The 24,924-nt window shown below is 67.3% G+C and carries 21 protein-coding genes; 4 read left to right on the top strand and 17 right to left on the bottom strand.

Annotated elements, in window-relative coordinates; translation table 11 throughout:
* Positions 1–15: 15 nt before the first annotated feature.
* The 15 genes from AC1DS3_RS02460 to AC1DS3_RS02390 form a co-directional block, all read right to left on the bottom strand.
* Positions 16–1,845: an AMP-dependent synthetase/ligase gene (locus AC1DS3_RS02460; protein WP_441631764.1), complete on the bottom strand. Its 1,830-nt coding sequence runs from the start codon at positions 1,843–1,845 to the stop codon at positions 16–18.
* Positions 1,846–1,932: 87 nt separating this feature from the next.
* A complete protein-coding gene (locus AC1DS3_RS02455) occupies positions 1,933–2,745 on the bottom strand; it encodes an ABC transporter ATP-binding protein (RefSeq protein ID WP_441631766.1) in 813 nt (270 codons plus the stop codon).
* Positions 2,742–3,539 (bottom strand): ABC transporter ATP-binding protein, encoded by a 798-nt coding sequence (locus AC1DS3_RS02450; RefSeq protein ID WP_441631768.1) that lies wholly within the window; start codon positions 3,537–3,539, stop codon positions 2,742–2,744. The genes AC1DS3_RS02455 and AC1DS3_RS02450 overlap by 4 nt, the downstream gene beginning before the upstream one ends.
* Before the next feature lie 12 nt (positions 3,540–3,551).
* The gene (locus tag AC1DS3_RS02445) at positions 3,552–4,628 is read right to left on the bottom strand and encodes a branched-chain amino acid ABC transporter permease (RefSeq protein WP_441631770.1); all 1,077 of its coding nucleotides are present in this window, start codon (positions 4,626–4,628) and stop codon (positions 3,552–3,554) included.
* 7 nt (positions 4,629–4,635) lie between these two features.
* Complete coding sequence (locus tag AC1DS3_RS02440; protein WP_441631771.1) at positions 4,636–5,508, bottom strand: branched-chain amino acid ABC transporter permease; 873 nt, start codon at positions 5,506–5,508, stop codon at positions 4,636–4,638.
* A 244-nt stretch (positions 5,509–5,752) separates the two neighbouring features.
* Positions 5,753–5,929, bottom strand: a complete 177-nt coding sequence (locus AC1DS3_RS02435) for a hypothetical protein (RefSeq protein WP_441631773.1) — start codon at positions 5,927–5,929, stop codon at positions 5,753–5,755.
* Between the two features lie 874 nt (positions 5,930–6,803).
* The gene (locus AC1DS3_RS02430) at positions 6,804–8,357 is read right to left on the bottom strand and encodes an acyl-CoA synthetase (RefSeq protein ID WP_441631775.1); all 1,554 of its coding nucleotides are present in this window, start codon (positions 8,355–8,357) and stop codon (positions 6,804–6,806) included.
* Between the two features lie 72 nt (positions 8,358–8,429).
* Positions 8,430–9,215: an enoyl-CoA hydratase/isomerase family protein gene (locus tag AC1DS3_RS02425; RefSeq protein WP_441631777.1), complete on the bottom strand. Its 786-nt coding sequence runs from the start codon at positions 9,213–9,215 to the stop codon at positions 8,430–8,432.
* Positions 9,216–9,309: 94 nt separating this feature from the next.
* Complete coding sequence (locus AC1DS3_RS02420; protein ID WP_477126623.1) at positions 9,310–11,310, bottom strand: acetyl-CoA carboxylase biotin carboxylase subunit; 2,001 nt, start codon at positions 11,308–11,310, stop codon at positions 9,310–9,312.
* Positions 11,311–11,349: 39 nt separating this feature from the next.
* Positions 11,350–12,504 carry an acyl-CoA dehydrogenase family protein gene (locus tag AC1DS3_RS02415; protein WP_441631781.1) on the bottom strand — a complete coding sequence of 385 codons (1,155 nt, stop codon included), beginning with the start codon at positions 12,502–12,504 and terminating at the stop codon, positions 11,350–11,352.
* 69 nt (positions 12,505–12,573) lie between these two features.
* Complete coding sequence (locus AC1DS3_RS02410; RefSeq protein ID WP_477109163.1) at positions 12,574–14,196, bottom strand: acyl-CoA carboxylase subunit beta; 1,623 nt, start codon at positions 14,194–14,196, stop codon at positions 12,574–12,576.
* 146 nt (positions 14,197–14,342) lie between these two features.
* On the bottom strand, positions 14,343–15,245 hold the full coding sequence (locus tag AC1DS3_RS02405; protein WP_477126622.1) for a phosphatidylglycerol lysyltransferase domain-containing protein: 903 nt from the start codon (positions 15,243–15,245) through the stop codon (positions 14,343–14,345).
* Positions 15,242–16,054: a TIGR03084 family metal-binding protein gene (locus tag AC1DS3_RS02400; RefSeq protein WP_477126621.1), complete on the bottom strand. Its 813-nt coding sequence runs from the start codon at positions 16,052–16,054 to the stop codon at positions 15,242–15,244. The genes AC1DS3_RS02405 and AC1DS3_RS02400 overlap by 4 nt, the downstream gene beginning before the upstream one ends.
* A 107-nt stretch (positions 16,055–16,161) precedes the next feature.
* Positions 16,162–16,932, bottom strand: a complete 771-nt coding sequence (locus AC1DS3_RS02395) for an AraC family transcriptional regulator (protein WP_441631789.1) — start codon at positions 16,930–16,932, stop codon at positions 16,162–16,164.
* A 277-nt stretch (positions 16,933–17,209) separates the two neighbouring features.
* Positions 17,210–19,042, bottom strand: coding sequence for an acyclic terpene utilization AtuA family protein (locus AC1DS3_RS02390; RefSeq protein WP_477126620.1), 1,833 nt, complete (start codon positions 19,040–19,042; stop codon positions 17,210–17,212).
* Positions 19,043–19,332: 290 nt separating this feature from the next.
* Between AC1DS3_RS02390 and AC1DS3_RS02385 the strand changes: the two genes are divergently transcribed.
* Positions 19,333–20,901 carry a fatty acid--CoA ligase gene (locus AC1DS3_RS02385; protein ID WP_441631793.1) on the top strand — a complete coding sequence of 523 codons (1,569 nt, stop codon included), beginning with the start codon at positions 19,333–19,335 and terminating at the stop codon, positions 20,899–20,901.
* Between the two features lie 160 nt (positions 20,902–21,061).
* Here AC1DS3_RS02385 and AC1DS3_RS02380 read toward each other — a convergent pair whose 3' ends face one another.
* A complete protein-coding gene (locus AC1DS3_RS02380; RefSeq protein WP_441631795.1) occupies positions 21,062–22,030 on the bottom strand; it encodes a DNA-binding protein in 969 nt (322 codons plus the stop codon).
* A gap of 122 nt (positions 22,031–22,152) precedes the next feature.
* On the opposite strand from AC1DS3_RS02380, the gene AC1DS3_RS02375 reads away from it, so the two are divergent.
* The 3 genes from AC1DS3_RS02375 to AC1DS3_RS02365 all read left to right on the top strand — a co-directional run bounded on the left by AC1DS3_RS02375 (position 22,153) and on the right by AC1DS3_RS02365 (position 24,560).
* Entirely contained in the window at positions 22,153–23,313 is a 1,161-nt protein-coding gene (locus AC1DS3_RS02375; RefSeq protein ID WP_441631797.1) for a tyrosine-type recombinase/integrase, read from the top strand.
* Between the two features lie 198 nt (positions 23,314–23,511).
* Positions 23,512–23,928, top strand: coding sequence for a hypothetical protein (locus tag AC1DS3_RS02370; protein ID WP_441631799.1), 417 nt, complete (start codon positions 23,512–23,514; stop codon positions 23,926–23,928).
* Between the two features lie 206 nt (positions 23,929–24,134).
* Positions 24,135–24,560 carry a hypothetical protein gene (locus tag AC1DS3_RS02365; RefSeq protein ID WP_441631801.1) on the top strand — a complete coding sequence of 142 codons (426 nt, stop codon included), beginning with the start codon at positions 24,135–24,137 and terminating at the stop codon, positions 24,558–24,560.
* A gap of 48 nt (positions 24,561–24,608) precedes the next feature.
* Here the strand turns inward: AC1DS3_RS02365 and AC1DS3_RS02360 are convergent, their stop codons facing one another.
* Positions 24,609–24,797, bottom strand: coding sequence for a hypothetical protein (locus AC1DS3_RS02360; RefSeq protein ID WP_441631803.1), 189 nt, complete (start codon positions 24,795–24,797; stop codon positions 24,609–24,611).
* Positions 24,798–24,924: the final 127 nt, after the last annotated feature.

Below are 24,924 nucleotides of genomic sequence, written 5' to 3'. Positions count from 1 at the left end.
TGGGGCCGCTTGCGTTCAGGCCACCTTGGCCAGGTACATCGACTCGATCAGAGCGCTGTATTTGTCGTTGACCAGCTTGCGCTTGAGCTTCATGGTGGGCGTCAGTTCCTCGTCTTCGGCGCCAAGACGGGTCTCGATCAGCCGGAATGCCTTGATCTGCTCGACCCGCGCGAACTGCTTGTTGACACGGGCGATTTCCTGGCCCACCAGCGCGATCACCTCCTTGCTGCGGCACAGCGAGCCGTAGTCGGAGAAATGCACGTCGTGCTCCTGCGCCCACTGCTCCACGTTGTCCTGGTCGATCATCACCAGGCAGCTCAGGTAGGGCCGGCGGTCTCCGATCACCACGGCGTCGGTCACATAGGGGCTGAACTTGAGCTGGTTCTCCCACTCGGACGGCGTGACGTTCTTGCCGCCAGCGGTGATGATCAGGTCCTTCATGCGGTCGGTGATATAGAAGTAGCCCTGCTCGTCCACCCGGCCCACGTCGCCGGTGCGCAGCCAGCCGTCGGCCATGGTCTCGGCGGTCTTGGCGGGCAGGTTCAGGTAGCCCATGAAGACCTGCGGGCCCCGCACCAGCAGCTCGCCTTCCTGCGAGACCCTCACCTCGGTATGCGGCAAGGCAATGCCGATGCTGCCCGGGCGCGTGCGGCCCGGCGGGTTGCAGGTGGCCGCGCCGGTGATCTCGGTCATGCCCCATAGCTCGTGCAGCACGATGCCCAGCGCCATATACCAGCGGATCAGGTCAGGCGAGATCGGCGCCGCGCCGGTCACCGCCAGCTGCACGCGGTTCAGGCCCATCATGCGGCGCACATTGCCCAGCACCAGCGTATCGGCCAGCCAGAGCTTCAGGCGGGCGGCCAGAGGCAACGCCGTGGCCTGCCCGTCCTCGCGCACGCGGGCCTGCCCGGCGGCCAGCGCCCAGTCATAGGCCCAGCGCTGCAGGCGGGTCGCTTCCCGGACAGCAATGGTCACGCTGGAATACAGCTTCTCCCACACGCGAGGAACCGCCAGGAAGGCGTCGGGCTGGATCTCGCGAATGTTGTCGAAAATGGTGTCGGGGTTCTCGACAAAGTTGACGACGGCACCGGACAGGATCGAGTAGTACTCGCCAAAGATCCGCTCCGAGACGTGGCACAGCGGCAGGAAGGCCATGCGCTCGCCGATGGTGGTGGCTGGCAGGAACTCGCGCAGCGTCAGGCAGCTGCGCAGCACATTGCGGTGCGACAGCATCGCGCCCTTGGGCCGTCCCGTGGTGCCGGATGTATAGACCAGCACCGCCAGCGCGTCGGCGCTGCCGGCGGCCAGCCGCGCGGCCACCAGCCCCGGTTGCCGCGCCCGCGCTTGCCTGCCGAGCGCCAGCAGCGCGTCGAAGCCGAGCACGCCGGGGTCATCGAAGCCGGACAACCCTTCCATGTCGTACACGATCGCCTTGCGCAGCCGTGGCAGGCGCTCGCGCACCTCCAGGTACTTGTCCAGCTGCTCCTCGTTCTCGACGAAGAGCATGACGCTGCCCGAGTCGTGGCAAAGGTACTCCACCTGCGCGGGCGAATCGGTCGGATAGATGCCGCTGACTACCGCACCGGCGGTGAGCGCGCCCAGGTCGCTCCACACCCATTCCCGGTTGGTATTGGACAGCACCGACACCACCTCGCCCTCCCGCAGGCCCAGTTCGGCCAGGCCGGCGGCGACATCGGCCACGATCTCGCCCACTTCGCGCCAGCGATAGCTGCGCCAGACGCCGAGGTCCTTTTGCCGCATCATCACGGCGTCGGCGCGCTGGGCCACGGCGTGCCAGAACATCTGCGGCAGGGTCTCGAATGCCGCTTCGGAAAGGGGCTGCATGGTGCGCGCTGTCGCCATTGCCGTTGCCGTTGCCATTGCCATTGATTGCTCTCAACTTGGTGATCGACTTGGTGATCGTTTAGCGCCCTACCGCCAGGTCTTGCGCTTTTTCCAGCGGCGCTCGCCGCGCACGCCGTTGTCCTTCATGCCGAGGTAGAACTCCTTGATATCGTCCTTCTCGCGCAGCACGGCGCAGGTGTCCTCGGCCACGATGCGGCCGTTCTCCAGCACATAGCCATAGTCCGCCGCGTTGAGCGCCATATTGGCGTTCTGCTCCACCAGCAAGATGGTGGTGCCACGCTCGCGGTTGATGCGCACCACGATCTCGAAGATGTCCTTGGTGAGCTTTGGCGACAAGCCCAGGCTGGGCTCGTCGAGCAGGATCAGCTCGGGCGCGGCCATCAGCGCGCGCGAGATCGCCAGCATTTGCTGCTGGCCGCCCGAGAGCAGGCCGGCATCCTGCGCAGCACGCTCGCGCAGCACCGGGAAGTAGCCGTAGACCATCTCCATGTCGCGCGCCACGCCGTCGCGGTCGCGCCGCGTATAGGCGCCCATCAGCAGGTTGTCGCGCACCGACAGCAGCGGGAACACCTCCCTCCCCTCGGGCACGTGGCTCAGGCCGCGCCGCACGATCTGCGCCGGATCCATCGCAGCGATGCTCTCGCCCTTGAAAGCGATGCCGCCGCGCGTCGGGTCCAGCACGCCGGAAATGGTCTTGAGGATGGTGGTCTTGCCAGCGCCGTTGGCGCCCAGCACGGTGGCGATGCTGCCACGCTGCACGGCAAGGCTCACGCCCCGGATCGCCTTGACCGGGCCGTAGGCGCTTTCCACGTTGGCCAGCGCCAGCACGGGCGTGTCCTGGATTTCGCGCATCTTGTCAGCGCCTTGCATCAGGTTCATGCCGCCCTCCGCAGTGACGCTACGTCGTCCACGGTGCCCAGGTAGGCTTCGATCACGCCGGGGTGCGCCTGGACCTCGGCCGGCGTGCCCTGCGCCAGCACCTGGCCCTGGTTCATTGCCAGCACCCGGTCCGAGACGCGCGACACCAGGCTCATGTCGTGCTCCACCATCAGCACGGTGATGCCCAGCTCGCTCTGGATGTCGCGGATCCACCAGGCCATGTCCTCGGTCTCTTCCACATTCAGCCCGGAAGACGGCTCGTCCAGCAGCAACAGCCGCGGGCTGCTGCACAAGGCCCGCGCCAGCTCCACCACCTTGCGCACGCCATAGGGCAGGCCCGCCACCAGCGCGTCGCGGTGCGCCTGCAGGTCGAGCAGCTCGATCATCTCCTCGGCCTTGTGGCGCGCGGCCAGCTCCGCGCGGCGCGCGGCGGGGGTAAACAGCAGGTCTGCCCAGAAGCCGCTGGCGCGATGCGTGTGGTGGCCGATCAGCAGGTTCTGCAGCACCGTGGCGTGCTCGAACAGCTCGATATTCTGGAAGGTGCGCGCGATGCCCTGCGCGGCGATCGCGTGTGGCGGCAACCGCGTCAGGCTGCTGCCTTGCCACAGGATCTCGCCGCTGGTGGGCGGATAGATACGGCTGATCAGGTTGAACACCGTGGTCTTGCCAGCCCCGTTGGGCCCGATCAGCGTAAAGACCTCGCCGCGCCGCACATCGAAGCTCACGCCGCCAAGCGCCAGCACGCCGCCAAAGCGGACCGACAGGTCGCGCACGCTGAGAAGGGTGTCTGTCATGTGCGGGCCTCCTTATTTCAGGCGCTCGGAGCGCTGGAAGGCCTTCTGGCGCCGGAACATGCCCTGGCGATAGAAGGGAAACAGTTCCAGGTACGTGCGGATCTTGCACCAGCGCCCGTACAGCCCCATCGGCTCGAACAGCACGAAAGCCATCAGCACCAGCCCGTACACCAGCGCCTGCAGGCCGCTGGCTTGCCCGATGGCAGGCGGCAGGAGATCCTTCGCCAGCACGATCATCTGCGGCATGACGATCAGGAAGATCGCGCCAAGAAACGCGCCATGCACGGAGCCCAGCCCGCCCACCACAACCAGCAGCAGCAAGTCGATCGACTGGGCAATGCCGAACTGCTCGGGCGAGATATAGCGCAGCTTGTGGGCATACAACGCCCCCGCGATGCCAACCAGCGCGGCGGACAACGCAAATGACAAGGTCTTGTAGCGCGCCAGGTGGATCCCCATGCTCTGCGCCGAGATCTCGGAGTCCCGGATGGCGATGAAGGCCCGCCCCGTGGCGCTGCGCAGCAGGTTGAGCACGGCCAGCGTGGCCAGCAGGCAAACCGCGAGCGACAGGTAGTAGAACGCCACCGGCCCGTCAAGCACGTAGCCCCACAGCTGCGGCGCGGCCACCGGCAGGCCGGCATTGCCGCCGGTCACGCTCTCCCAGCGCGCCAGTACCTCCTCGACGATCAGGCCGAAGGCCAGCGTGGCGATCGCCAGGTAGATGCCCTTGACGCGCAATGCCGGCAGTCCCACCACCACGCCCGTCAGTGCCGACAGCGCAGCCGCGGCCAGCAAGGCCGGTACGAAGGGCACACCGTGGCCGGTCAGCCAGGCCTGCGTATAGGCGCCCACGCCAAGGAAGGCCGCGTGGCCGATCGACAGCAGCCCCGTGTAGCCGGACAGCACCATCAGGCCCAGGCCCGCGATGGCGTAGATCAGCACAAAACCAAGCTGCGCGATCCAGTAGCTGCTGGCCCAGCCCGGCGCGATCAGCAGGCAAGCCATCAGCAAGCCGTACCAGAACACATGGCCCGGGTGCCTGGCCAGGCGCAGGTCCTGGCGATAGTCGGTCTTGAAGAGGAATCGCATCGCGTGTCTACACCTTTTTGCGCAGGTTCTCGCCGAACAGGCCGTTCGGCTTGACCACCAGCATGATCAGCACCACGACATAGGCMGCGACGTCCTTGAAGCCCTCGGGCAGGTAAAAGCCCGCCAGCGACTCCACCACGCCGATCACCAGCCCGCCCACGATCGCGCCCGGCAGGCTRCCGAAGCCGCCCACCACCGCTGCGGGGAAGGCCTTGAGGCCGAGCATGCCCATGCTGGCGTGGACAAAGGTGATGGGCGCCAGCAGCAGGCCGGCGATCGCGGCCACCGACGCCGACAAGCCCCAGACCAGCCCGTTGAGCCGCCGCACCGGAATGCCCATGTAGTAGGCGGCAAGCTGGTTCTGCGAGCTGGCCTGCATCGCCACGCCGATGCGGCTGTAACGGAACACCAGGTAAAGCACCACGCAAAGCGCTGCGGTGACGCCGATCACCGCCACCTGCTCCACGCTCAGCACCAGCGCGCCAGTGCGCCACACCATGCCCTGGTAAGGCACCGGCAAGGTATGCGTGCCGGCGCCGATGCCCGGCACCATGGTGATCAGGCCGCGCATGACGTAGCCCATGCCGATGGTCAGCATCACCACGGTGAACTGCGGCTGGCCCAGGATGGGGCGAATCGCCAGGCGCTCGACCAGCATGCCGAAGCCGGCCATGCACGCCACCGTCAACGGCACGGCAAGGACCAGCGGCAACCCGAGCATGGTCAGCACCACGCCAGCGAAGGCGCCCAGCATCATGAACTCGCCTTGCGCGAAGTTCACCGTCTCGGTTGCCTTGTAGATCAGCACAAAACCCAGGGCGATCAGCGCGTAGATGCAGCCCAGCGCAATCCCCGAGATCGTCAGTTGCAGGATCTCCAATCTTGTCTCCTGTGCCGGCCGCCCTTTGCCGCGCGCGGCCGGGGGCGATCTCGGAATTGGGTGGGTCAAGCGCGCCCGGTGGCACCGGGCGCGACGCGTGCCGTCTTGCGCTTCGCCGCGTTGCGATTGCTGCGATTGCTGCCACCGTAACAAAACTACCGGCGTGGCTCTTGTGTGGACTGGCTGTATATGGACTGGGGATTACCCATGGTTGGCGCACCTGGCGCGGTACGCCGCCAAGGGATCAGCGGCGCACCAGCGCCACCGCAAGCTCGAATGCGCCGCCGGGATGCGCGACAGCGTCAAACGGCGGCTTGGGCCATTCCCATTGCCGGGCGGGGAACAGCGCGCGCATGGCGTTGATGTCGCAGTGATACGGCGGACCATCCACCACGCCCTGGCCAGCGCTGTCGCGGCGCATCTGTTTGGAAGTTTCCGATTTGGCAGGGCGACGCTGTTTCTTTGTACGGCGTTGGTTTTTGCACCCAAGAGACCATACGACATTGCCCTGCCGGGGGTGTCGCTGTTTATTTCATCGGCGATGGCGTTTGCACCCAAGTGCCATACGACATCCCCCTGCGGGGGCTGCCGGTCACTCTTCTTTGCGTCGGCAAAGAAGACTAACGAGAAGAAAGCCGACCCTGCCGGGCGCAGAGCAATCGGGCTTATGTGGGGCGCTGGTTTCGTCGTATGGCCAGCGGTTCTGCGGGCATCTGCCGGTACCGGATTAAGGGGCCACGAATCTGCCGATTTCCGGGATTCGTAGTACGGCCCCCGGTAGCGGAATCCTTGCCCGTTCGCCAATCTGCCGTTACCGGTGCGAAGTACCACGACACATCGCCTGCCAATGGTTTCGTGGTGGGGCGGGCGCGGTGGTGAAGGTCTTGGGCTAATCAAGGCGGTGCCACCGCGCCCACGACGGAACCGGTGCGTCTGCAACTTCGTGGCCGGCCACTGCGCGAGCGACAGACGGCTTGAAGCAAGTGATGTCCGCTACCGGGGGCCTCACCACGCATCCCGGAAGCTGGCAGGTTCGTGGCCAGTCAAGCCGGTACCGGCAGATGCCCGCCGGAACTCTGGGCCGTACGACGCAACCACCGAGGCCCAGATAGCCTTATTGCTCTGCGCCCGGCAGGGTCGGCTTTCTTCTCGTTAGTCTTCTTTGCCGACGCAAAGAAGAGTGACCGGCAGCCCCCGCAGGGGGATGTCGTATGGCCCTTGGGTCCAAAAACCATCGCCGCTCAAAGAAACAGCAACCAGCCCCGCCATGGACCACCCACCCAACATCCAATCCCCTATCCCATCCCCCTCAACCGCACCTTCAACACCTTCCCCGTTGGATTACGCGGCAACGCCGCCACCACCCGCAACGCACGCGGCAGCTTGTAGCGCGCCAGGCGCGGCTGCGCGAAGGCTTGCAGTTCCTCCAGCGTCAGGCTGGCGCCCGGCTTGAGCGCCGCCACGGCTACCACGTGCTCGCCCCAGCGCTCGTCGGGCGCGCCGATTACGGCGACTTCGGCAATGGCTGGGTGCTCGTACAGCACGCTTTCGACTTCGGCCGGGTAGACGTTCTCGCCGCCGGTGATCACCATGTCCTTCAGGCGGTCGCAGACGTAGTAGAAGCCGTCTTCGTCGACATAGCCGACGTCGCCGGTGCGGAACCAGCCGCCTTCGTAGAAGGCCGCGGCGGTGGCGTCCGGGCGGTTCCAGTAGGCTTTCATGATGTTGCCGCCGCGCGCGCAGATCTCGCCGCGGGCTTGTGGCTCGGTCAGTGGCTTGCCGTCGAAATCGCGGATGCAGACTTCGGTCATCATGGCTGGCGTGCCACAGGAGCCGAGCTTGTCCTGCGCGCGCTCCGGGGCGAGGAAGGTCGTCGCGGCGGCGGTCTCGGTCAGGCCGTAGCCCTGGTTGACCGGGATGCCGCGCCCGGCGAACAGGCGCAGCAGCGGCTCGGGCATGGGTGCGCCGCCGACCGAAATGCTCCGCAGGCTGGACAGGTCCGCCCGCGCGAAATCCGGGTGCTGGCTGACGAACAGCAGCATGGCGGGCACCGCGAAGCTGACCGTCACGCGGTGCTCGGCCACCGCCTGCATCACGGCAGCGGGGTCGAAGCTGCGCTGCAGCACGAGATGGCCGCCCGCCATCAGGATGGGCAAGCTCACGCAGCACATGCCGCCAACATGGAACAGGGGCGCGAAATTGAGCGCGACATCGGTGCTGGCGAGGTCGCTCAGCATCATCACGTTCAGGTTGTTGGCCCAGAAGTTGCCATGCGTGAGCATGGCGCCCTTGGGGTGTCCGGTGGTGCCCGAGGTGTACATCACCGCGGCCACCTCATCCGGGCCGGTGGGCACGGGCGGTGGCGCGGCATCGGCCTGCGCCATCCGCGACAACAGGCCTTCCCAGCCCGGCGCATCGGTGCGGCGCAGGTAGCGCTGGCATTCCAGCGTCGGGCGCGCTTCATCGATCAGGCCGGCGTAGTCTTCATCGGCAAACAGCGTATGCACGCCGGCATCGTTGAGGATAAAGGCCAGCTCCGGCCCGGTGAGCCGGAAATTGAGCGGCACGAAGATGGCGCCCAGCCAGCCGCAGGCGAACTGCGTCACCAGGAACAGCGGGTCGTTCAGGCCCAGGTAGCCCACGCGCTGCCCGCGTCCGACGCCGCCCGCAGCCAGCACGGCGGCCATCTTTTGGGCGTCGGCCACCAGCTCGGCATAGGTCCAGGTCTGCCCGGCGCAGGTCAGTGCGGGGCTGCGGGGGCTGCGCGCAGCGCGGCGGCACAGCCATTGCGCCATGCCGAGCGCCAGGAAGGCGGCGCTGTCCGGCTGGGTGGGCGATGCATTGTTCATCGGCGGCTTCCTTGTTCAGTCGTTGCAGACACCGTCGGCGCGCCCTGCCCGGCGCGCGCCGCGCCGGTTGTTTTACCTGCCGGTCCAGACCGGCCTGCGCTTCTCGTTGAAGGCGGCCAGGCCTTCGCGCGCGTCTTCGGTCATCGCCAGCAGCGCGATCTGGCTTTCGGTATAGGCGATGCCTTCGGAAAAGCTCATCGACGCCATCGCTTGCATGGCGTACTTGCCGCGCCGGATCGCGGTGGGCGACTTGTCGGCCACGCGGGCGACCAGCCATTCGGTGCGCGCGTCCAGCTCGCCCGGCGCGGCCAGGTGGTTGACCAGCCCGGCGGTCTTGGCCTCGGCGGCGGAAAACGGCTCGCCGCTGATGCACCACTCGCGCACCAGCCGCGGCGGCGCCAGGGTCTGCAGCAGGCTCAGCACCTGCATCGGGAACACGCCTACCTTGACCTCCGGCAGGCCAAACAAGGCGTTGTCGGCGGCTACCGCCATATCTGTCATGCACAGCAGCCCCATGCCGCCGGCCATACAGGTGCCGTTGATCCGCGCAATGCTGGGCAGCGTGGCTTGCTGGGATTCGCGCAGCATGTCGGCGTAATCCACATTGGGCTGCGAGAGGTCGAAGGCAAAGCCCTTGCCCGGCTGCAGGTCGCCACCGGCGCAGAAGGCTTTGTCGCCGGCGCCGGTCAGCACGATGGCGCGGATGGCGGGGTCTGCGTGCGCGGCGCGGTAGCCCGCCCGGATGCCGGCCACGACTTCCTTGTTGATGGCGTTGCGCTTGTCTGGCCGGTTGATGGTGATCCAGAACGCGGCGCCGCGTTTTTCATGGAGGACGGCTGGGGTTTCCGATTCGCTCATGGTGCTCCGCAGGTTAGGCTGTGTCTGTGTGTTGGGATGCGGTCTGAGGGGTGACGTGGCAACCGGATCAGGCCGCTCGGACCGCTCAGGCCGCTCAGGCCGCAGCCTTGACCGGTTCCGCCGGCGGCGCCTCGAACTCGATCTCCGCGATCACGCGCATGGCGGCAGCCTGGTCGCCAACCTGCACGTGCACGGCGCCCACCCGGCCGGCGGCCGGGGCTACGTGGATGTGTTCCATCTTCATGGCTTCCAGCGTGACCATGGGCTGGCCCGCCTCGACCTGGTCGCCGGTGGCCACCATCACGTTGACCACGCGGCCGTTCATGGAGGCGCGCAGCTTGCCGTCTCCGGCAGCCTCGCCAGCCCTGGCGGCGGCGGCCCGCGTGTGGTCCTCGATGCGCAGCGGCGTGCCCTGATAGTGCAGCAGCAGCGTGCTGGCGTCGCGATGGAAGGTGGCGCTCTCGACCAGGCCATCGCAGTTGAAACGTACCGAATGCCCGGTTAGCGCGATGGTCTCGAAGGCAAAGCGCGCCTCGCCCATGGCAACCTCGAAGCGATTGCCTCCGCTAAATGCCAGGCTGGCCTGATGCTCCGCACCGTTGACCCGGAAGCGCAGACCGATGGGCAGCGTGGGGGCCAGGCTCGCGGCTGGCGCGCCCGGCTGGCGCTCCGGCGAGGTTTCATACAGGAGCAGCGCCGCCAGCGCGGCGGCGCGCTGGCGTAGTGCCGCATCGGGTTGCAGCAGTGCGTCCTGGTGCTGGCCGATGAAGGCGGTGGTGGCCTCTCCCGCGGCAAAGGCGGGATGGGCGAGGCAGCGGGCAAGGAACACCTGGTTGGTGGTGACGCCAAGCGCCACCAGGTCKTCCAGGCCTTGCGACAGCTTGCGCCGCGCTTCGTCGCGTGTCCCGCCGTAGCTGATGAGCCTGGCGATCATGGAGTCGTAGTACGGCGGGATCGCGGCGCCACTGCCCAGCGCATGCTCCACGCGCAAGGCGGGCGGGGCCTGCCACAGTGCCATCTCGCCGCTTTGCGGCATAAAGCCTTGATCGGCGTCTTCGGCGCACAGCCGCACTTCGACGGCGTGGCCGGAAAAGCGCACGTCGTCCTGCTTGAGCGGCAGTGGCTCGCCCGCGGCAATCCGCAGTTGCAGCGCCACCAGGTCCAGGCCGGTGATGGCCTCGGTCACGGGATGCTCCACCTGCAGCCGCGTGTTCATCTCCATGAAGTAATAGTTGCCGTCGCGGTCGAGCAGGAATTCCAGCGTGCCGGCGCCTTCGTAGCCGATCGCCTTGACGGCGGCCACGGCGGTGGCGCCCATGCGGGCCCGCAGCTCGGGGCTCACCGCGGGCGATGGTGCCTCCTCGATCAGTTTCTGGTGGCGCCGCTGCACCGAGCAATCGCGCTCGCCCAGGTGGATGGCGTTGCCATAGCGGTCCGCCAGGATCTGGATCTCGATATGGCGCGGTTCCACCACGGCCCGCTCCAGGATCACCTCGGGATCGCCGAAGGCGCCCTGCGCCTCCGAGCGCGCGCTGCGCAGCAGCTCGGGAAAGGCCCGCGCGTGCGGCACCAGCCGCATGCCCCGCCCGCCCCCGCCTGCCGTGGCCTTGATCATGACCGGGTAGCCGATGCGCTCGGCCTCGGCGCACAGGCGCGCCTCGTCCTGGTCCTCGCCCTGGTAGCCCGGGATGCACGGCACGTCGGCGGCCATCATCAGCCGCTTGGCGCCAGCCTTGTTGCCCATGGCCACGATGGACTCGGCCGACGGGCCGATGAATACGAGCCCCGCCTCGCGGCAGGCGCGGGCAAAAGCGGCATTCTCCGCCAGGAAGCCGTAGCCGGGATGCACGGCATCGGCGCCGCAACGCCGCGCCGCCTCGATGATGGCGTCGATGCGCAGGTAGGACTGCGCCGGCTGCGCCTCGCCGATATGCACCGCCTGGCCGGCCTCCTGGACATGGCGCGCGCCGGCATCGGCGCTGGAGTAGACCGCCACCGTGCGGTAGCCCAGCGCGGTGGCGCTGCGCATCACGCGCAAGGCGATTTCGCCCCGGTTGGCGATCAGGATCTTTTGAAATGGCGTGGGCTGCTTCATGGTGGCCTGGTCTGCTCTCTTGTCTTTAGCTTCGAACGCTTACTTCGACTGGGGGAAGGTGCCCATGAACTTGCACAGGATCTGCATCATGACCTCGTCGGCGCCGCCGCCGATGGAGGTGAGCCGCCCGTCGCGGAAAATGCGCGAGATCGGGCTTTCCAGCACGTAGCCCATGCCGCCCCAGAACTGCAGGCAGCGGTCCGCCACCTCGCGCGACAGCCGGCCGGCCTTGAGCTTGGCCATGGTGGCCAGGCGGGTGGCATCCTCGCCACGCACCATCATCTCCACGGCGCGCCAGCACAGGGCGTGCAGCGCTTCCACCTCGGTCTGCAGCTCGGCCAAGGTGTAGTGCACCCACTGGTTGTCCAGGATGGAGCGGCCAAATGCCTTGCGCTCGCGGGTGTACTCGATGGTGAGGTCGATCGCCTTGGCGCATCGGCTGGCGGAGCTGAGCGCGCCCCACAGGCGCTCCACCTGGAACTGCTCCATCTGGTAGGTAAAGCCCATGCCTTCCTCGCCGATGCGGTAGCGCTGCGGCACCCGCACGTCGTCGAAGTACAACTGCGCGGTATCGGACGAGTCCATGCCGATCTTGCGGATCTTCTTGGCCACCGAAACGCCGCGGGTCTTCATTGGCACCACGATCAGCGTCTTGTTGCGGTGCGGCGCTGCGTCCGACGTATTGGCCAGCACGCAGCAGAAGTCCGCCTGGGTGCCATTGGTGGTCCACATCTTGCCGCCGTTGATGATGTAGTCGTCGCCGTCGCGCCTTGCGGTAGTCTTGATCGAGGCCACGTCGGAGCCGCTGCCCACTTCCGAGACGCCCAGGCAGGCCACGTACTCGCCGCGGATCGCGGGCGCCAGGAATTCGCGGCGCAGCTCCGCGCTTCCGTGGTGGGCCAGGGCCGGGGTAGCCATGTCGGTCTGCACCCCGATGGCCATGGGCACGCCGCCGCAGTTGATGTCGGACAGCGTTTCCGCGAGCACCGCGCTGTAGGAGTAGTCGAGCCCCATGCCGCCATCCTCTTCCGGCTTGGACAGGCCCAGCAGGCCCAGATCGCCCATCTTGCGGAAGACGTCATGCGCGGGGAAGATCTCGGCCTCTTCCCAGGCGTCCACGTGCGGATTGACCTGCTCGGCGATAAAGCGCTTGATGGTGGCGCGCAGCGCCTCGTGTTCGGGTGTCAGTAGCATGTCGCTGGTCTCCGTTCGTTCTTTCGTATGTCTGTTCTGGCTGGGTCGGTTGCCCTGAGTCCGTGGCCGTCAGGGCCGCGCAACCCCGAATTGCATGGCTTGCGGCGTCCTGGCATCGCCCTCGCGGCAGACCGCCAGCACATTGGCCAGCACCGCGCGCGTATTGCGCGGGTCGATCACGCCGTCGTCCAGCACATGGGCGCTGGTGACAAACACGCTCATCTGGCGGTCGAAGCGCTCGACGATGCCTTTCTGCAGCGCTTCCAGCTGGTCGGCATCGACCTGTCCGCCTTTGCGCTTCATGGCGGCCTCGGTCACGATGGCCATGGTGCGCGCGGCCTGCTCGCCGCCCATCACGGCGGTCTTGGCATTGGGCCAGGAGAAGCAGAAGCGCGGATGGAAGCCGCGCCCGCACATGCCGTAGTTGCCCGCGCCGAACGACGCGCCGCAATAGATCGTGATCTGCGGCACGGTGGCGTTGCTCACCGCCTGGATCATCTTGGAGCCGTGCTTGATGATGCCGGCTTCCTCATAGCTGCGGCCCACCATGAAGCCGGTGGTGTTGTTCAGGTACAGGATGGGCGTGCGCGACTGGCAGCAGGCCTGGATAAAGTGCGTGGCCTTGGTCGCGCCGGCCGGATCGATCGGGCCGTTGTTGGTGATGATGCCCAGCGGCCAGCCCTCGATCTTGATATGGCCGCACACGGTGGCGCCGCCATAGTTCTCACCGAACTCCAGGAAGTCGGAATCGTCGGCAATGCGCGCGATCACCTCCTTCATGTCGACCGGCCGCTTATGGTCCATCGGCATCACGCCGAGCAGCTCCTCGGCATCAAAGCGCGGCGGCTTGTAGCTGCGCGGCGCGGCGGCGGGCTGGTCGCGGTGCCAGTCGATCTTGCCCAGGATCTCGCGGGCGATGCGCAGCGCATCGCGGTCGTCCTCGGCCAGGTAGTCGCCCAGGCCGGAGACCGAGGTATGCATCACGGCGCCACCGAGTTCCTCCTCGGTGGCCACTTCGCCCGTCGCTGCCATCAACAGCGGCGGACCAGCCAGGAAGGCGCGCGAGCGGCCCCGCACCATGATGATGTAGTCCGACAAGCCGGTCTGGTAAGCCCCACCCGCCGTGGACGAGCCATGCGTCACCGTCACCACCGGCAGCCCGGCCGCCGACAGGCGCGCCAGGTTGCGGAACAGGTTGCCGCCCCGCACGAAATCCTCGACCTTGTAGGTCATCAGGTTGGCGCCGGCGCTCTCCACCAGTTGCACATAGGGCAGCTTGTTCTCAAGCGCGATCTCCTGCACCCGCAGCTGCTTGTCCAGCCCCTTGGGTTGCAAGGCACCGGCGTTGATGCCCGAGTCCGAGGCGCTGATCATGCAGCGCAGGCCCGACACAAAGCCGATGCCCGCGATCAGGCCGCCGCCGGGCACGCTCTTGTCCAGGTCGGGGTTGTCCAGCCCCAGCCCGGCCAGCGACGACAACTCGATAAACGGCGCGCCCGGATCCAGCAGCAATGCCAGCCGGTCGCGCGGCAGCAGCTGCCCGCGCTTCTCGAAGCGCTCGCGCGAGGCGGCGGACAAACTGGCGGCGCGCTGCTCGAAGGCGCGGATACGCGCCAGCAGTGCCAGCATGCCGGCGCGGTTGGCCTGGAATGCTTCACTGCTGGCGGAGAGYCTGGATTCGATATTTGCCATGTGGGTTCACTGTTCGGGGCGGTGCGCCRGTGTGAAGCCATGGTAGGGGTGGGAGCCAGCAGGGTCTTGCGAGAACTGGCTGTGCTGCATTGCGCCTTCGTACCTTTGTGCCTTTGCGCTTTTGCGCGACAGGTGCCGGAAGTACGTCAACCTATGCGCAATCGCACCCTGAACTTCGGCAGCAAGGCACTCGGCGCATAGGAAAGCTTGGTCTGGCGGAAGTTGTCCAGCCCCATGTCCTGTTCGAAATTCAGCCACGCTACCGGGCGTGGATACGCCGTGCAGAAGTGGTGGAACATGTACTGGTAGATGCCCTTGCAGGCCGCCAGGCCTTTGGCGAAGCGCATGGCGAAGACCGTTGGGCGGATCTCCTGCGCCAGCACGAAGCCCACGGGCTGCCCCGCTACCTCGTACAGGAAGCCTTCCAGGCCAAGCCGTTCGGCGTGTTGGAGGGCCTCGCCGCAGGGAGTGTCGTCGGCTTCGCCGTGCGCCTTGTGCTTGGCTTGCATCCAGCCTTCATGCACGGCCAGGGCTTGGTCGGCCAGTCCGGGGTGGTAGACGCGCGCGGTGACGGCATGCGTGGCCAGCAACTGCTTCATCAGGTTGCGCTTCTTGGCCAGCGTAGTGCCACGATAGGCCGTGAAGTTGGCGGCGGGATAGAGGTAGTCGGCGTCGGCGCGCGATGCCGTCCAGGTGAAGATGCCGGGGTCCAGCCGCGCGACCTGGGCCGTGGACAGCGGATAGAAGCAGGCATGCTCGCGGAGCAGCGCCCGCAGCACGTCAACCGGCGTGGTTTCCAGCGCGAACAGCGGCAGCACGTGGCGCGCGCCGTCATAGGTCACGCCGCTGATATGCGGATAGCCGCCGCCGACATAGCGKTAGGCGTGCGCTTGCCGGAACAGGTACAGGTTGGCGAAGACGTGCTCGGAGAGGCAGGTTTCGCCGGGATCGGCGCTGAGCCCGCGCAGCGCTGCGTCGATCCCGGCGGCAAGCGCCGGTACCAGCGGCTCGCCGTGCGTGGCCTGAACGGGCGCTGCGGTGCCGTTCACCCTGCCGAAGCCGTGCGCAACACGCGCGTGCCGGCGGCCGGCCCGGTGGCGGGTGGCCCGGCGAAGCACTGGGCCTGCGCCAGCCATTGCCGGGCCGGCCCGGCGCTGTATTGCAGGCGGGTATCGTCCAGATGCCGGCGCTGCGTGACCAGCAGGCAGAAGTCTTCCGCGCTGCCGCGCACGTAGTTGTCCCGCTGCGGTTCGTTCCAGACCCACTCGCTGCCATCGGGCGCGCTCAGCGCGATATAAGGCGCGGGCCCCGGCACCGGCTCACCGCGGTTGACGAAGGTCCAGCCGTAGGTGGTGGCGCCGATATGCGCGATGTGCTTGAGGCGGGMGGTGGGCGCGCGGGCCTGGCCTGCCGTATCCCAGATGTCCTGGCCATGGGCCCAGGTCTCCATCAGCCGCGCGGTGGCAAAGCTGCGGGCGCTCATGGGCGGACCGTACCAAGGCAGGCGGGCCTTGGGGTCGAGCGCGGCCAGGGTCTGCACCAGCCGCTCGTACAGCGGCTGCCAGTACGCCAGCAAGGCGGGGCCGTCCAGGTGGCCATAGGTATCGCGCGCCACGGCGCTGATATGCCCGCCCCCCGCCATCAGCGCGTTGAGTGCTTGCGCGTCGCGCAGGAAGGCTTGCGGGTCGGTGGCAGCCTGCAGCGCGGTCTGGTCGAAATAGCACAGGTGGGCGATCTCGTCCCAGGCGCTCCAGTCATAGAAAGCGCTTGGCTCGCGCCATTGCGCGGGGGTGAGCGTGGCGCAAAGCGCGCCCAGCTCGCGGTATTCGTCCAGCAGGTCCTGGCAGGTTGCTTTCATGGGGTGTATCTGGCTGCCGTTGGCGGCAGGCCTGGCGAGGTTCGATGGCTTCGATTCTGGCGCGCGGCGCGCCGTTGGTCTTGTGCAAAGTGGTTGCGCCTGGCCAGCTACGCGGGGCGATAGGCCGTCATCGGCGGCAGGCCATGCAGCGCGAGCTTGCGCGAGCCCGCGAAGATGTCGCGCGGCTTGAGCCCGTACACACGGCGGATGGAGTGGCTGAAATGCGTGGAATCCGGATAGCCGGTATCCAGCGCGACCTCGGCCAGGTTGGCCTCCTGGGTGACGTAGTGCAGCAGGCTGCGCGCGCGCTTCCAGGTGCGGAACGTGCGGAACGGCGTGCCGACCTCCTCCTTGAACAGGTGCAGGAAGCGGGAAAACGACAAGTTGGCGTCGCGCGCATGGTCGCTGGCGGCGCTACGCCCGCCCGGGTCGGTCTTGATCTGACGCACTGCCGCATCGATGCGCGGATCGAGCGCGCGCGGCGCCAGCGGCTCGCCCAGCAACAGCGCATCGAGCAGCCCGGCGCCCAGCTCTGGCCGCCGCATGCCGCGCAGCTGGGCGATCAGGTCGCGCGCATGCTGCGCCATGCGCGGGGCCGCCAGCGCGCCGCCGGGCCCGCGCAGCAGCGGCGGCAAGCGGGACATATCGACGGTCTCGGGCTCGATCAGGAAGCCGCACAGGCTGCGGCTGTCGGAAGCGATGCGGTGCGCGACGTAGGGCGGCACGAAGGCAATCTCGGCGGTTTCCCACTCGCCATCCGCCACGCTCAGGCGAAACGGTGCATCCAGCGCCACATAAAGCAGGATGGCGCCGATGGAGCGCACCGACGGCGCGCCGAGCAGCCCGACGTAGAGCACGCGGTCGGGGTCGATCCACATGAAGCTTCCGCTCGGGCGCCCGCACGGCAGGCCCRTGACGTCAGGTGTGCATGGCAAAACTGGCTGCATCTGAGTCTCACTGTTCGCGGCGCCGCGCGTGGCTGAATGGCTGACGTGACTGATGTGGCTGACGGCTGGCGCCTGGTTCGGCAAGAACGCGCGGGCAGCCGCCCTGCGGCCTTGCGCGCCTGCGTCATGATGCCAGCGATGGCGGCTGAAGAGCCGCCGGATGGGGGTTTATCCCGATGCCGCATGCCGTGTCGGCATCCGGCCTGGCTCAGGCGCCCAGTGCCCGCGCCAGCGCCGGTGGCACCCGCACCGGCATGGCCAGCAGGACCTGGCCCATCCCCTTGCCCAGCGGATCGTTGCGCAGCGACGCCATGCCGCCGCCGCCCAGCGCCTGCTCGCACAGGAAGTTGAAGGCGCCGATGCCGGGCAGGCAGTAACGCGTCACCCTGCCCTTGACGTTGTGCGCAAGGAATGCGGCCACGGCGGCCTCCGTGAGCTGCGCTTCGATCAGCGGCAGGTAGGCGGCGTCGCGCGCGATGATGCCGATGTTGGAGAAATCGCCCTTGTCGCCACTACGCCCGTACGCCAGCCGGATCAGCGGCACGTCGACCCAGTCCGCGGCAGGCTCGGTAGCGGCAGATGGCGTCGACACGCGGGCTGGCTCGGCCGCCGGCACCGTGCTGGTCTGCGCATCGCTTGCGCAGACCAAGGCCGCCGGCAGCGGCACCGGCTGTTCGTCAAGCCACACGGCAGGCTGGACCCGCGTTTTTGGCACCAGGAAGGGAAACTGCTTGATGGCCATGCTGACCGATGGCCGCCCGCCTACCCCGGTGGTGCCGGGCGACCATGAAGTGCCTGCCGGCGCGATCTCGCGCGCGAACATCTCCAGCGCGCGMTTGTCAGGATGCGTCACCGCCAGCCACATCACCGCCTCGAACAAGGCCGGTTGCGGCACATGCGGGCCAAAGGCCGCGGCGGTGCCGAGCACGTCCAGCCGGGTCTCGGTGAAATCCGGCTGCCCGGCCCGCGCCAGCATGCCGCGGGTGCGCGCCAGGAAGGCCTCGCCGCTGCGGCGCGCCTTGCGCACGGCATCGAAGCCCACGATGGTCAGTTGCGCCGAGCAGCGGTAGCCGTCGGCATAGGTGGCCGAGACCTTGTAGCTGTCGGTAGGCGGGCGGCCCTTGGCGCCTTGTACTTCCACCAGGTCCGGCCCGGCCTGGCGCAGCGTGACGCCGGTGAAATCGCAGATCACGTCAGGCAGCAGGTAGGCAGCGGGATCCCCTATCTCGTACAGCATCTGCTCGCCGACGGTGGCGGGGCTGACCAGCCCGCCAGTGCCGGGCGGCTTGCCGACCAGGAAGGTGCCATCCGCCCGGCAGGTCACTACCGGGTAGCCGATATTGGCCCAGTCCGGTACCTGCTCCCAGTCGGTGTGCAGGCCGCCGGTGGCCTGGCAGCCGCACTCGATGATGTGTCCCGCCAGGCTGCCCGCGGACAGCAGGTCGTAGTCGGTGGGGCGCCAGTTGAACTCGTGCATCAGCACGCCCAGCGTCACCGCGCTGTCCACGCAGCGCCCGGTGATCACGATATCCGCGCCGGCATCCAGCGCGGCCCGGATCGGCACGGCGCCCAGGTAGGCGTTGGCCGTCAGGATGCGGGCCGGCATCGCGGCGCCGCTTTGCATGTCGCGCGTGCCTGCCTCGCGCAGCGCGCCGAGCTGCGGCAACAGGTCGTCGCCGTCAACTACCGCCACCCGCACCGTCACGCCGAGCTCCTCGGCCAGCTTGCGCACCGCCGCCGCGCAGGCCCGCGGATTCACGCCGCCGGCATTGCTCACGATGCGGATGCCCTTTTCCATGGCTGGCTTGAGCACCGAGCGCAGGGCCCCGGTGACAAAATCCAGCGCATAGCCGGCTTCCGGGTTCTTCAGCCGCGCCGCAGCCAGCAGCGACATGGTGAGTTCGGCCAGGTAGTCGAACACCAGGTAGTCGATGTCGCCCTTGTCCACCAGCTGGACCGGGCCGATTGCGCTATCGCCCCAGAAACCGGAGGCGCCGCCTATCCGCACGTTTTCCTTGCCCTGCCGACTTTGCTTGTTCATGGACGCGCTTCCCCTTTCGCCTCAGTCATCGATTGCCGTTGTCATCGGCGAGTGATGGCTCGCCGGCCTTGCTGGCACGATAGCGAGTTGCGCGCATGGCGTCTTGCGTCAATTGGCTTCGAATTGGCTTAGGCGCGGCGCGTGCCCTGGCGGATCCATATATGCAAAGTGCAAATCGTTATTTCCCAAAAAGAGACGCCGGCTTTATATTCGACCGCTTTCATTCGACCACTTTCGCCGGCTTGACTTGCCCGCCGGCGCCCCCCCACCCCCGCTGCTGGAGCATTGCCTTGAGTCACGTCCTTACGCTGGGCGACACCCTTTCCTGGCCAGCGCGCTACCTGCCGCGCAAGACCGCGCTGGTCGCCGGCATGGGGCCAAGCCGCCGCACCTGGACCTATGCCGAGCTGGATGCGGAGGTGAACCGCCACGCCCACGCGCTGCTGTCGATCGGCGTGGGCCATGGCGACGTGGTTGCGGCCTTCCTCTACAACACGCCAGCCTTTGTGTTCAGCATGCTGGCTGCGGCCCGGGTGGGCGCGATCTTTAATCCGATCAACTACCGGCTGGCCGCCCAGGAACTGGCCTTCATCCTGGAGGACGGCAAGGCCAGCGCGCTGCTATTCGAGCAGGAAGGCTGCGCCGTGGTGGAAAAAGCCGCCGAGCTGGCCCCGGGCACGACACGCTGGATCTACGCGGACCCCGAGCCGGCACCCGCCTTTGCCACGCACCACCTGGCCACGCTGGCCGCGGGGCAGCCGCATGACGCGCCCGGCATCGCCGTGGACGAAAACGATCCCTGCATCCTGATGTACACCAGCGGCACCACCGGCCGCCCCAAGGGCGTGCTGCACACGCACCGCAGCAAGCTCGCGCACAACGCGATGATGCATCAGGCCATGACGCTGTCGCGCGAGGACGTGGGCTTGTCGATTGCGCCGCTGAACCACACGGCGGAGCTGCACACCAGTTTCCTGCCACGCCTGCAGCTGGGCGCCACACAGGTGCTGCAGCGGCGCTTCGATGCCGGCGAGGCCTGGCAACTGGTCGAGGCCGAGAAAGTCACGCACTTCTTCGCCGCGCCGACCATGGTCGGCATGATGCTTAACCATCCGGACGCCCACACGCGCGATGTGTCGTCGCTGCGGCTGGTGGAGTACGGCGGCGCATCGATGGCGCCGCACCTGATCCGCGAGTGGGACCGCGTGGTTGGCGCGGGGCTGGTGCAGGTGTATGGCACCACCGAGATGGGGCCCTGCATGTCCGTGCTGTATCCGCATGAGCAGCTCAGCCACGCCGGCTCGGCCGGACTGCCCTCGCTCAATCACGACCTGGTCGTGGCGGCGCTGCGCGACGACGACGCCCCGACCGATCCGGCCCAGCCTTGCGCACCCGGAGAAGTCGGCGAGATCCTGGTGCGCGGCCCGTGCATGATGGCCGGCTACCTGAACCGCCCGGACGCCAACGCGCGCGCCCTGGCCCACGGCTGGTACCACACCGGCGACCTCGGCAGCCTGGACGAGGACGGCTACCTGTGGGTGCGCGATCGCATCGACTACATGATCAATTCGGGCGCCGAGAACGTGTATCCGCGGGAAGTCGAGGATGCGCTGATCGAACACGCTGCCGTGCTGGAAGTGGCGGTCATCGGCGAGCCGGATGCTACCTGGGGGCAGGTTGTCGGCGCCTATGTGGTGGTCAAGCCCGGGGCGCAAGCTACCGCGGCAGTGCTCGATGGCTTCCTGGTGCATGGCGACCGGCTKGCTGCCTACAAGCGGCCGCGCCGGTATCACTTCGTCGATGCGCTACCGAAGACCACGAGTGGGAAAATCCAGAAGCACTTGCTGCGGGTGAAGTAAAGGCCGGGCCATGGGAACGCATGAAAATCAATGGCTTATCAGCATGTGTTGATGTCAGGGGCTAGGCATTCCGGTGTGGAAACGTCCTCGAAATTGCCAATGAATTCAACCGGTTGCACCCTGCTATCAATGCTAGATCTAGCATTAAGATAAACCGTCTTTACACCTTGAACCTTGGTGGCCGGGCGGGCCTGATCGGCCGAGCCTTTCGTATCGGCGGGCGTGCTGCCCGCGCGGTATCCGCGTCCGGCTCCCCCCGGTTTTCCAATTGCTGCCGGTACTCGGCCAGCAAGCCATCCTGTTGCCGGACCCGCTCATCGAGCACAGCCACGGCATTCCCCACCTTTGCCAGTTCCTCGGCCTGCCGCCCCGCGGCTGCGGCCGCGTCCGCCAGCTTTTGCTGGGCAGCCTTGCGCTCGTTGTCCAACAGGCGCTGCCCTTCACGCAGCGCCAAGCGCGCGCCGTCCAGTTCCAGCGCCATGCGCCGCTCATTGGCGCCAAAGCGATCCGCCATGGTTTCGCGCTCCTTGTCCCAAGCGGCACGCTGGCTAGCGGTATCGCGCAGCAGCGCGTCTTTCTCTGCTTGCGCGCGTCCCAGCGCGGCGCGTACTGCGTCGTTCTCCGCCTGTTGCGCTATCAGTTGCGCCTCGGCGCGGGCGGCGCGTTCGCTGGCTTCATCCCGGGCGCGCGCCAGTTCGGCCACGGCGTTGTCGGCAGCGTCCAGCTTCGCCATCAGGATGGCGCGCTCCTGCGCCAGCGCGGCCTGCTCTGCCTCGACGGCTGCCCTCGCCAGCGCCAGCTCCGATTCCCGCGTGGCATAGCTTGCCGACACGCTGGCCCGGGCCTCGGCTTGTGCCGCATCCCATAAATAGCGTGCGGCCTGGTGCACCGGCTCGGGCAGGCTCGCTGGCGCCGCAAACGCCTGCGGGTCCTGCAAACGCGCGCCCAGCCCGGCGAACCAGGCATCCAGGTGCGGGCTGACGGTATTGGGCGAGCCGCGCCCAAGATGCAGCCGGATCCGTTCGATGGTTGGGCGCTGGCCGGCCAGCAGCAGGGCATCGGCGGCTTGCCAGACATCTTGCTGGGTGATGGAACGGGAGCGCGTGGCGGGCAGATTGGCGTTTTGCATGGTCCGGGCAAGTTTTTGGGCGGCGTTGGATCTCGCCTCAAGAATAAGGCACGATAATGAATGGTTATCGGGCCTTATCTGATCTTGTTGTATAATTTAATACAGCATACATCATATTTATTATGATTTCTGAAGAACTACCCCTATTCCTCGGTGACCAGGCCGAAAACCTGCCAAATCGCCCGGATTCCCCCAGCCTGAAGCCCGCTCATGCCGACTTTCCCGCGCCGCTGCGCCCGTCCGAACTCGACCCGCTTGGCCGCCAGGCCGCGCAAGCGCTGTACCGCGAGGGTGAATCCGCCAACACGGTGGCCAGCTATCGTTCCGCCTTACGGTATTGGGCAGGTTGGTTCGCGCTGCGCTACGGCCAGCCGATCGCCCTTCCCTTGCAGCCGGCGGTCATCATCCAGTTCGTCGTAGACCACGCCACGCGGACCACACCCCAGGGGCAGACGAGCGAATTGCCGCCGGCCATCGATGCGGCACTGGTCGCTAGCGGACTCAAGGCGCGCGCCGGCCCACCGGCGTTGGCCACGCTGATGCACCGGCTGGCCGTGATTGCCAAGGCACATCGGCTGGAGAACCTGGATAACCCCTGTGCTGACCCGGCCGCGCGTGAGCTGGTGGCGCGTACGCGCCGGGCCTATGCCAAGCGCGGCGAGCGCCCGGCGCGCAAGGCGGCGCTGACGCGTGAGCCGCTATCCCGGCTGCTGGAGACCTGTGACGATTCGCTGATCGGCCTGCGCGACCGTGCGCTGCTGCTGTTCGCCTGGTCCAGCGGTGGCCGGCGGCGCTCCGAGGTGGCGGGCGCCACGCTGGCCAACCTGCGGCGCCTCGCGCCGGGCGAGTTCGTCTATCAACTAAGCTGGTCCAAGACCAACCAGGCCGGGGCCGACCTGCCGGACAACGCCAAGCCGGTGATCGGCGCGGCGGGCGCGGCGCTGGAGGCCTGGCTGGCGGCTGCAGGGATTGGCGATGGCGCGATCTTCCGGCGCGTGCGCCGTGGCGGGCATGTGGGTGAGGCGCTGTCCGACGCCGCCGTACGCAAGATCGTCAAGCAGCGTTGCGAGGCGGCCGGGCTGGAGGGCGATTTTTCGGCGCACTCGCTACGCTCGGGTTTTGTGACCGAGGCCGCTTCACGCCAGGTGCCGATGGCCGAGGCCATGGCCATGACGGGGCACACCAGCGTAGCGACGCTGGTGCGGTATTTCCGGGCGGCGGATGCCCGGCGCTCGGTGGCGGCTGACCTGATCGGCGTGCCGAACGAGGATGCCGAGCCGTGACAGCTGTTGCGGCCTTCCGTAACGTCTTAAATCTGTTTCTGATGCCGAGAATCCAAGGGCGCCACAATCCGGGGAGAACAGCCGGCGCTGCTGGACAAGCTGCCCTGGGGCGAACAAGAATATGGGCCGGGTTGCGCACACGCCCACCAGTTCGACAATCACCGCGACCGCCACCGGCGGTACCAACTGGAGACTGCCATGCGGCACTGGCTTGTCCTGCTTGTGCTTGCCTGCTGCATGGGCCTGGCCCACGCCGGCAAATGCGTAAGCGGCAATAAAACGCTCTACACCGACTCTGCCTGCCCGGCCGGCTGGCAGGGCGCGGCGCTGGGCGGCAATCTCTCCCGCATCAGCCCCGAGCCGGCTACCGACGCGGCCAACCAGCAGTTCCTGAAAAAGCGCGAGGCGGAGGAGCGCGAATACCAGGCACGCCTGGCGCGCGAGCAAAACGAGGCCGCCCGCACCGAGGTCAACCAGTGTTACTGGCTGGCCAACCAGATGCGGCTGCTGGAGTCCGACTACAGTGCGCGCCGCCTGGCTCGCCTGCCGGAGCAGGAGGACTACCGCCGGCGCTACCGTAACCTGCGCGACCAGCAGGCGCGGCTGCGCTGCTGAGGCCAGGGACATCGTTCGAGTGGTTGAATGAATACCATCCCTTGCCAGCAGCCGAACCCCGACGCGGCCATGTATGCCAACAAGGCATCCCGCAAGGCAAGCCAGCGCTAACCCTAGGGGTTGCAGCCAAGCCACGCGCCCGCCGCCGGGCGCGCCCTCCTGCCTATACTGACAAGCGGCCCCACTGAGCCGATAAGAAAAGGAGAATGGCTATGCCACACGAGCAATTCCTGGCCAAGCAGGAGGATCGCCGCAGCGGCCTGCGCGCGCTGCGGGCCGCGCTCTTGAAGGTGCACAAGGAAGTGATCGCACTGAATCGCGCGGAGTACGAACGCCTGCATGGCCCGATCCCGGCCGGGCTGTTCGTGCAGGTTGTCACCGAGGAGACCTATTTCCGCTGGCTGGACCCGCTCTCGCGGTTGATCATCGAGATCGACGAAGAGCTGGACGCGCCCGAGCATCACGATGAAACCTGCAGGGCGGTGGCCGCGGCTACCGAGAAATTGTTTGGCCCCGACAGCGACCCKGCGTTTCGTGACCGCTACCAGCAAGCGCTCCAGGACGAGTCAGGCGTGATCGTGGCGCATGGGCAACTGATGAAAGTCGTCGCGCAGTTGCGGCAACTGGTCTAGCGGGGCGGCCCGGCCGCTCTGGCAGGATGCGCGGACTCGGTGTTTCGTCTATTTTTTTGGGCGGGTGACGCGTCCGTGGTCCACCGAAATCGGATCGCTGGCTGGAAAAGTTTCCCTCAGGGCTTCGTCGAGTTCGTCCTCCACATGATCATCCTTGCTGCCCGGCGATGGCTTGGATTTGGACCGCGCGGGCGTCTCGGGGGGCGTTGGCGTTACAGGCTTGCTCGTATTGGTCATGGTGATGTCCCCGCACGGGTGGGTGTGCCTTGATCTTAGAAGGCTCTTGGGCGGGATGCCAATCCCTATCTGGCCGTGGCAGCACCGGGCAAACGGCTGCTGGCGGGCGCTGCCGCCCTTGCACGTC

It is taken from the genome of Cupriavidus sp. 01L46 (assembly GCF_056399905.1).
The sequence above is the reverse complement of the archived record's forward strand: the minus strand, read 5'-3'. Positions and strand labels throughout refer to the sequence as shown.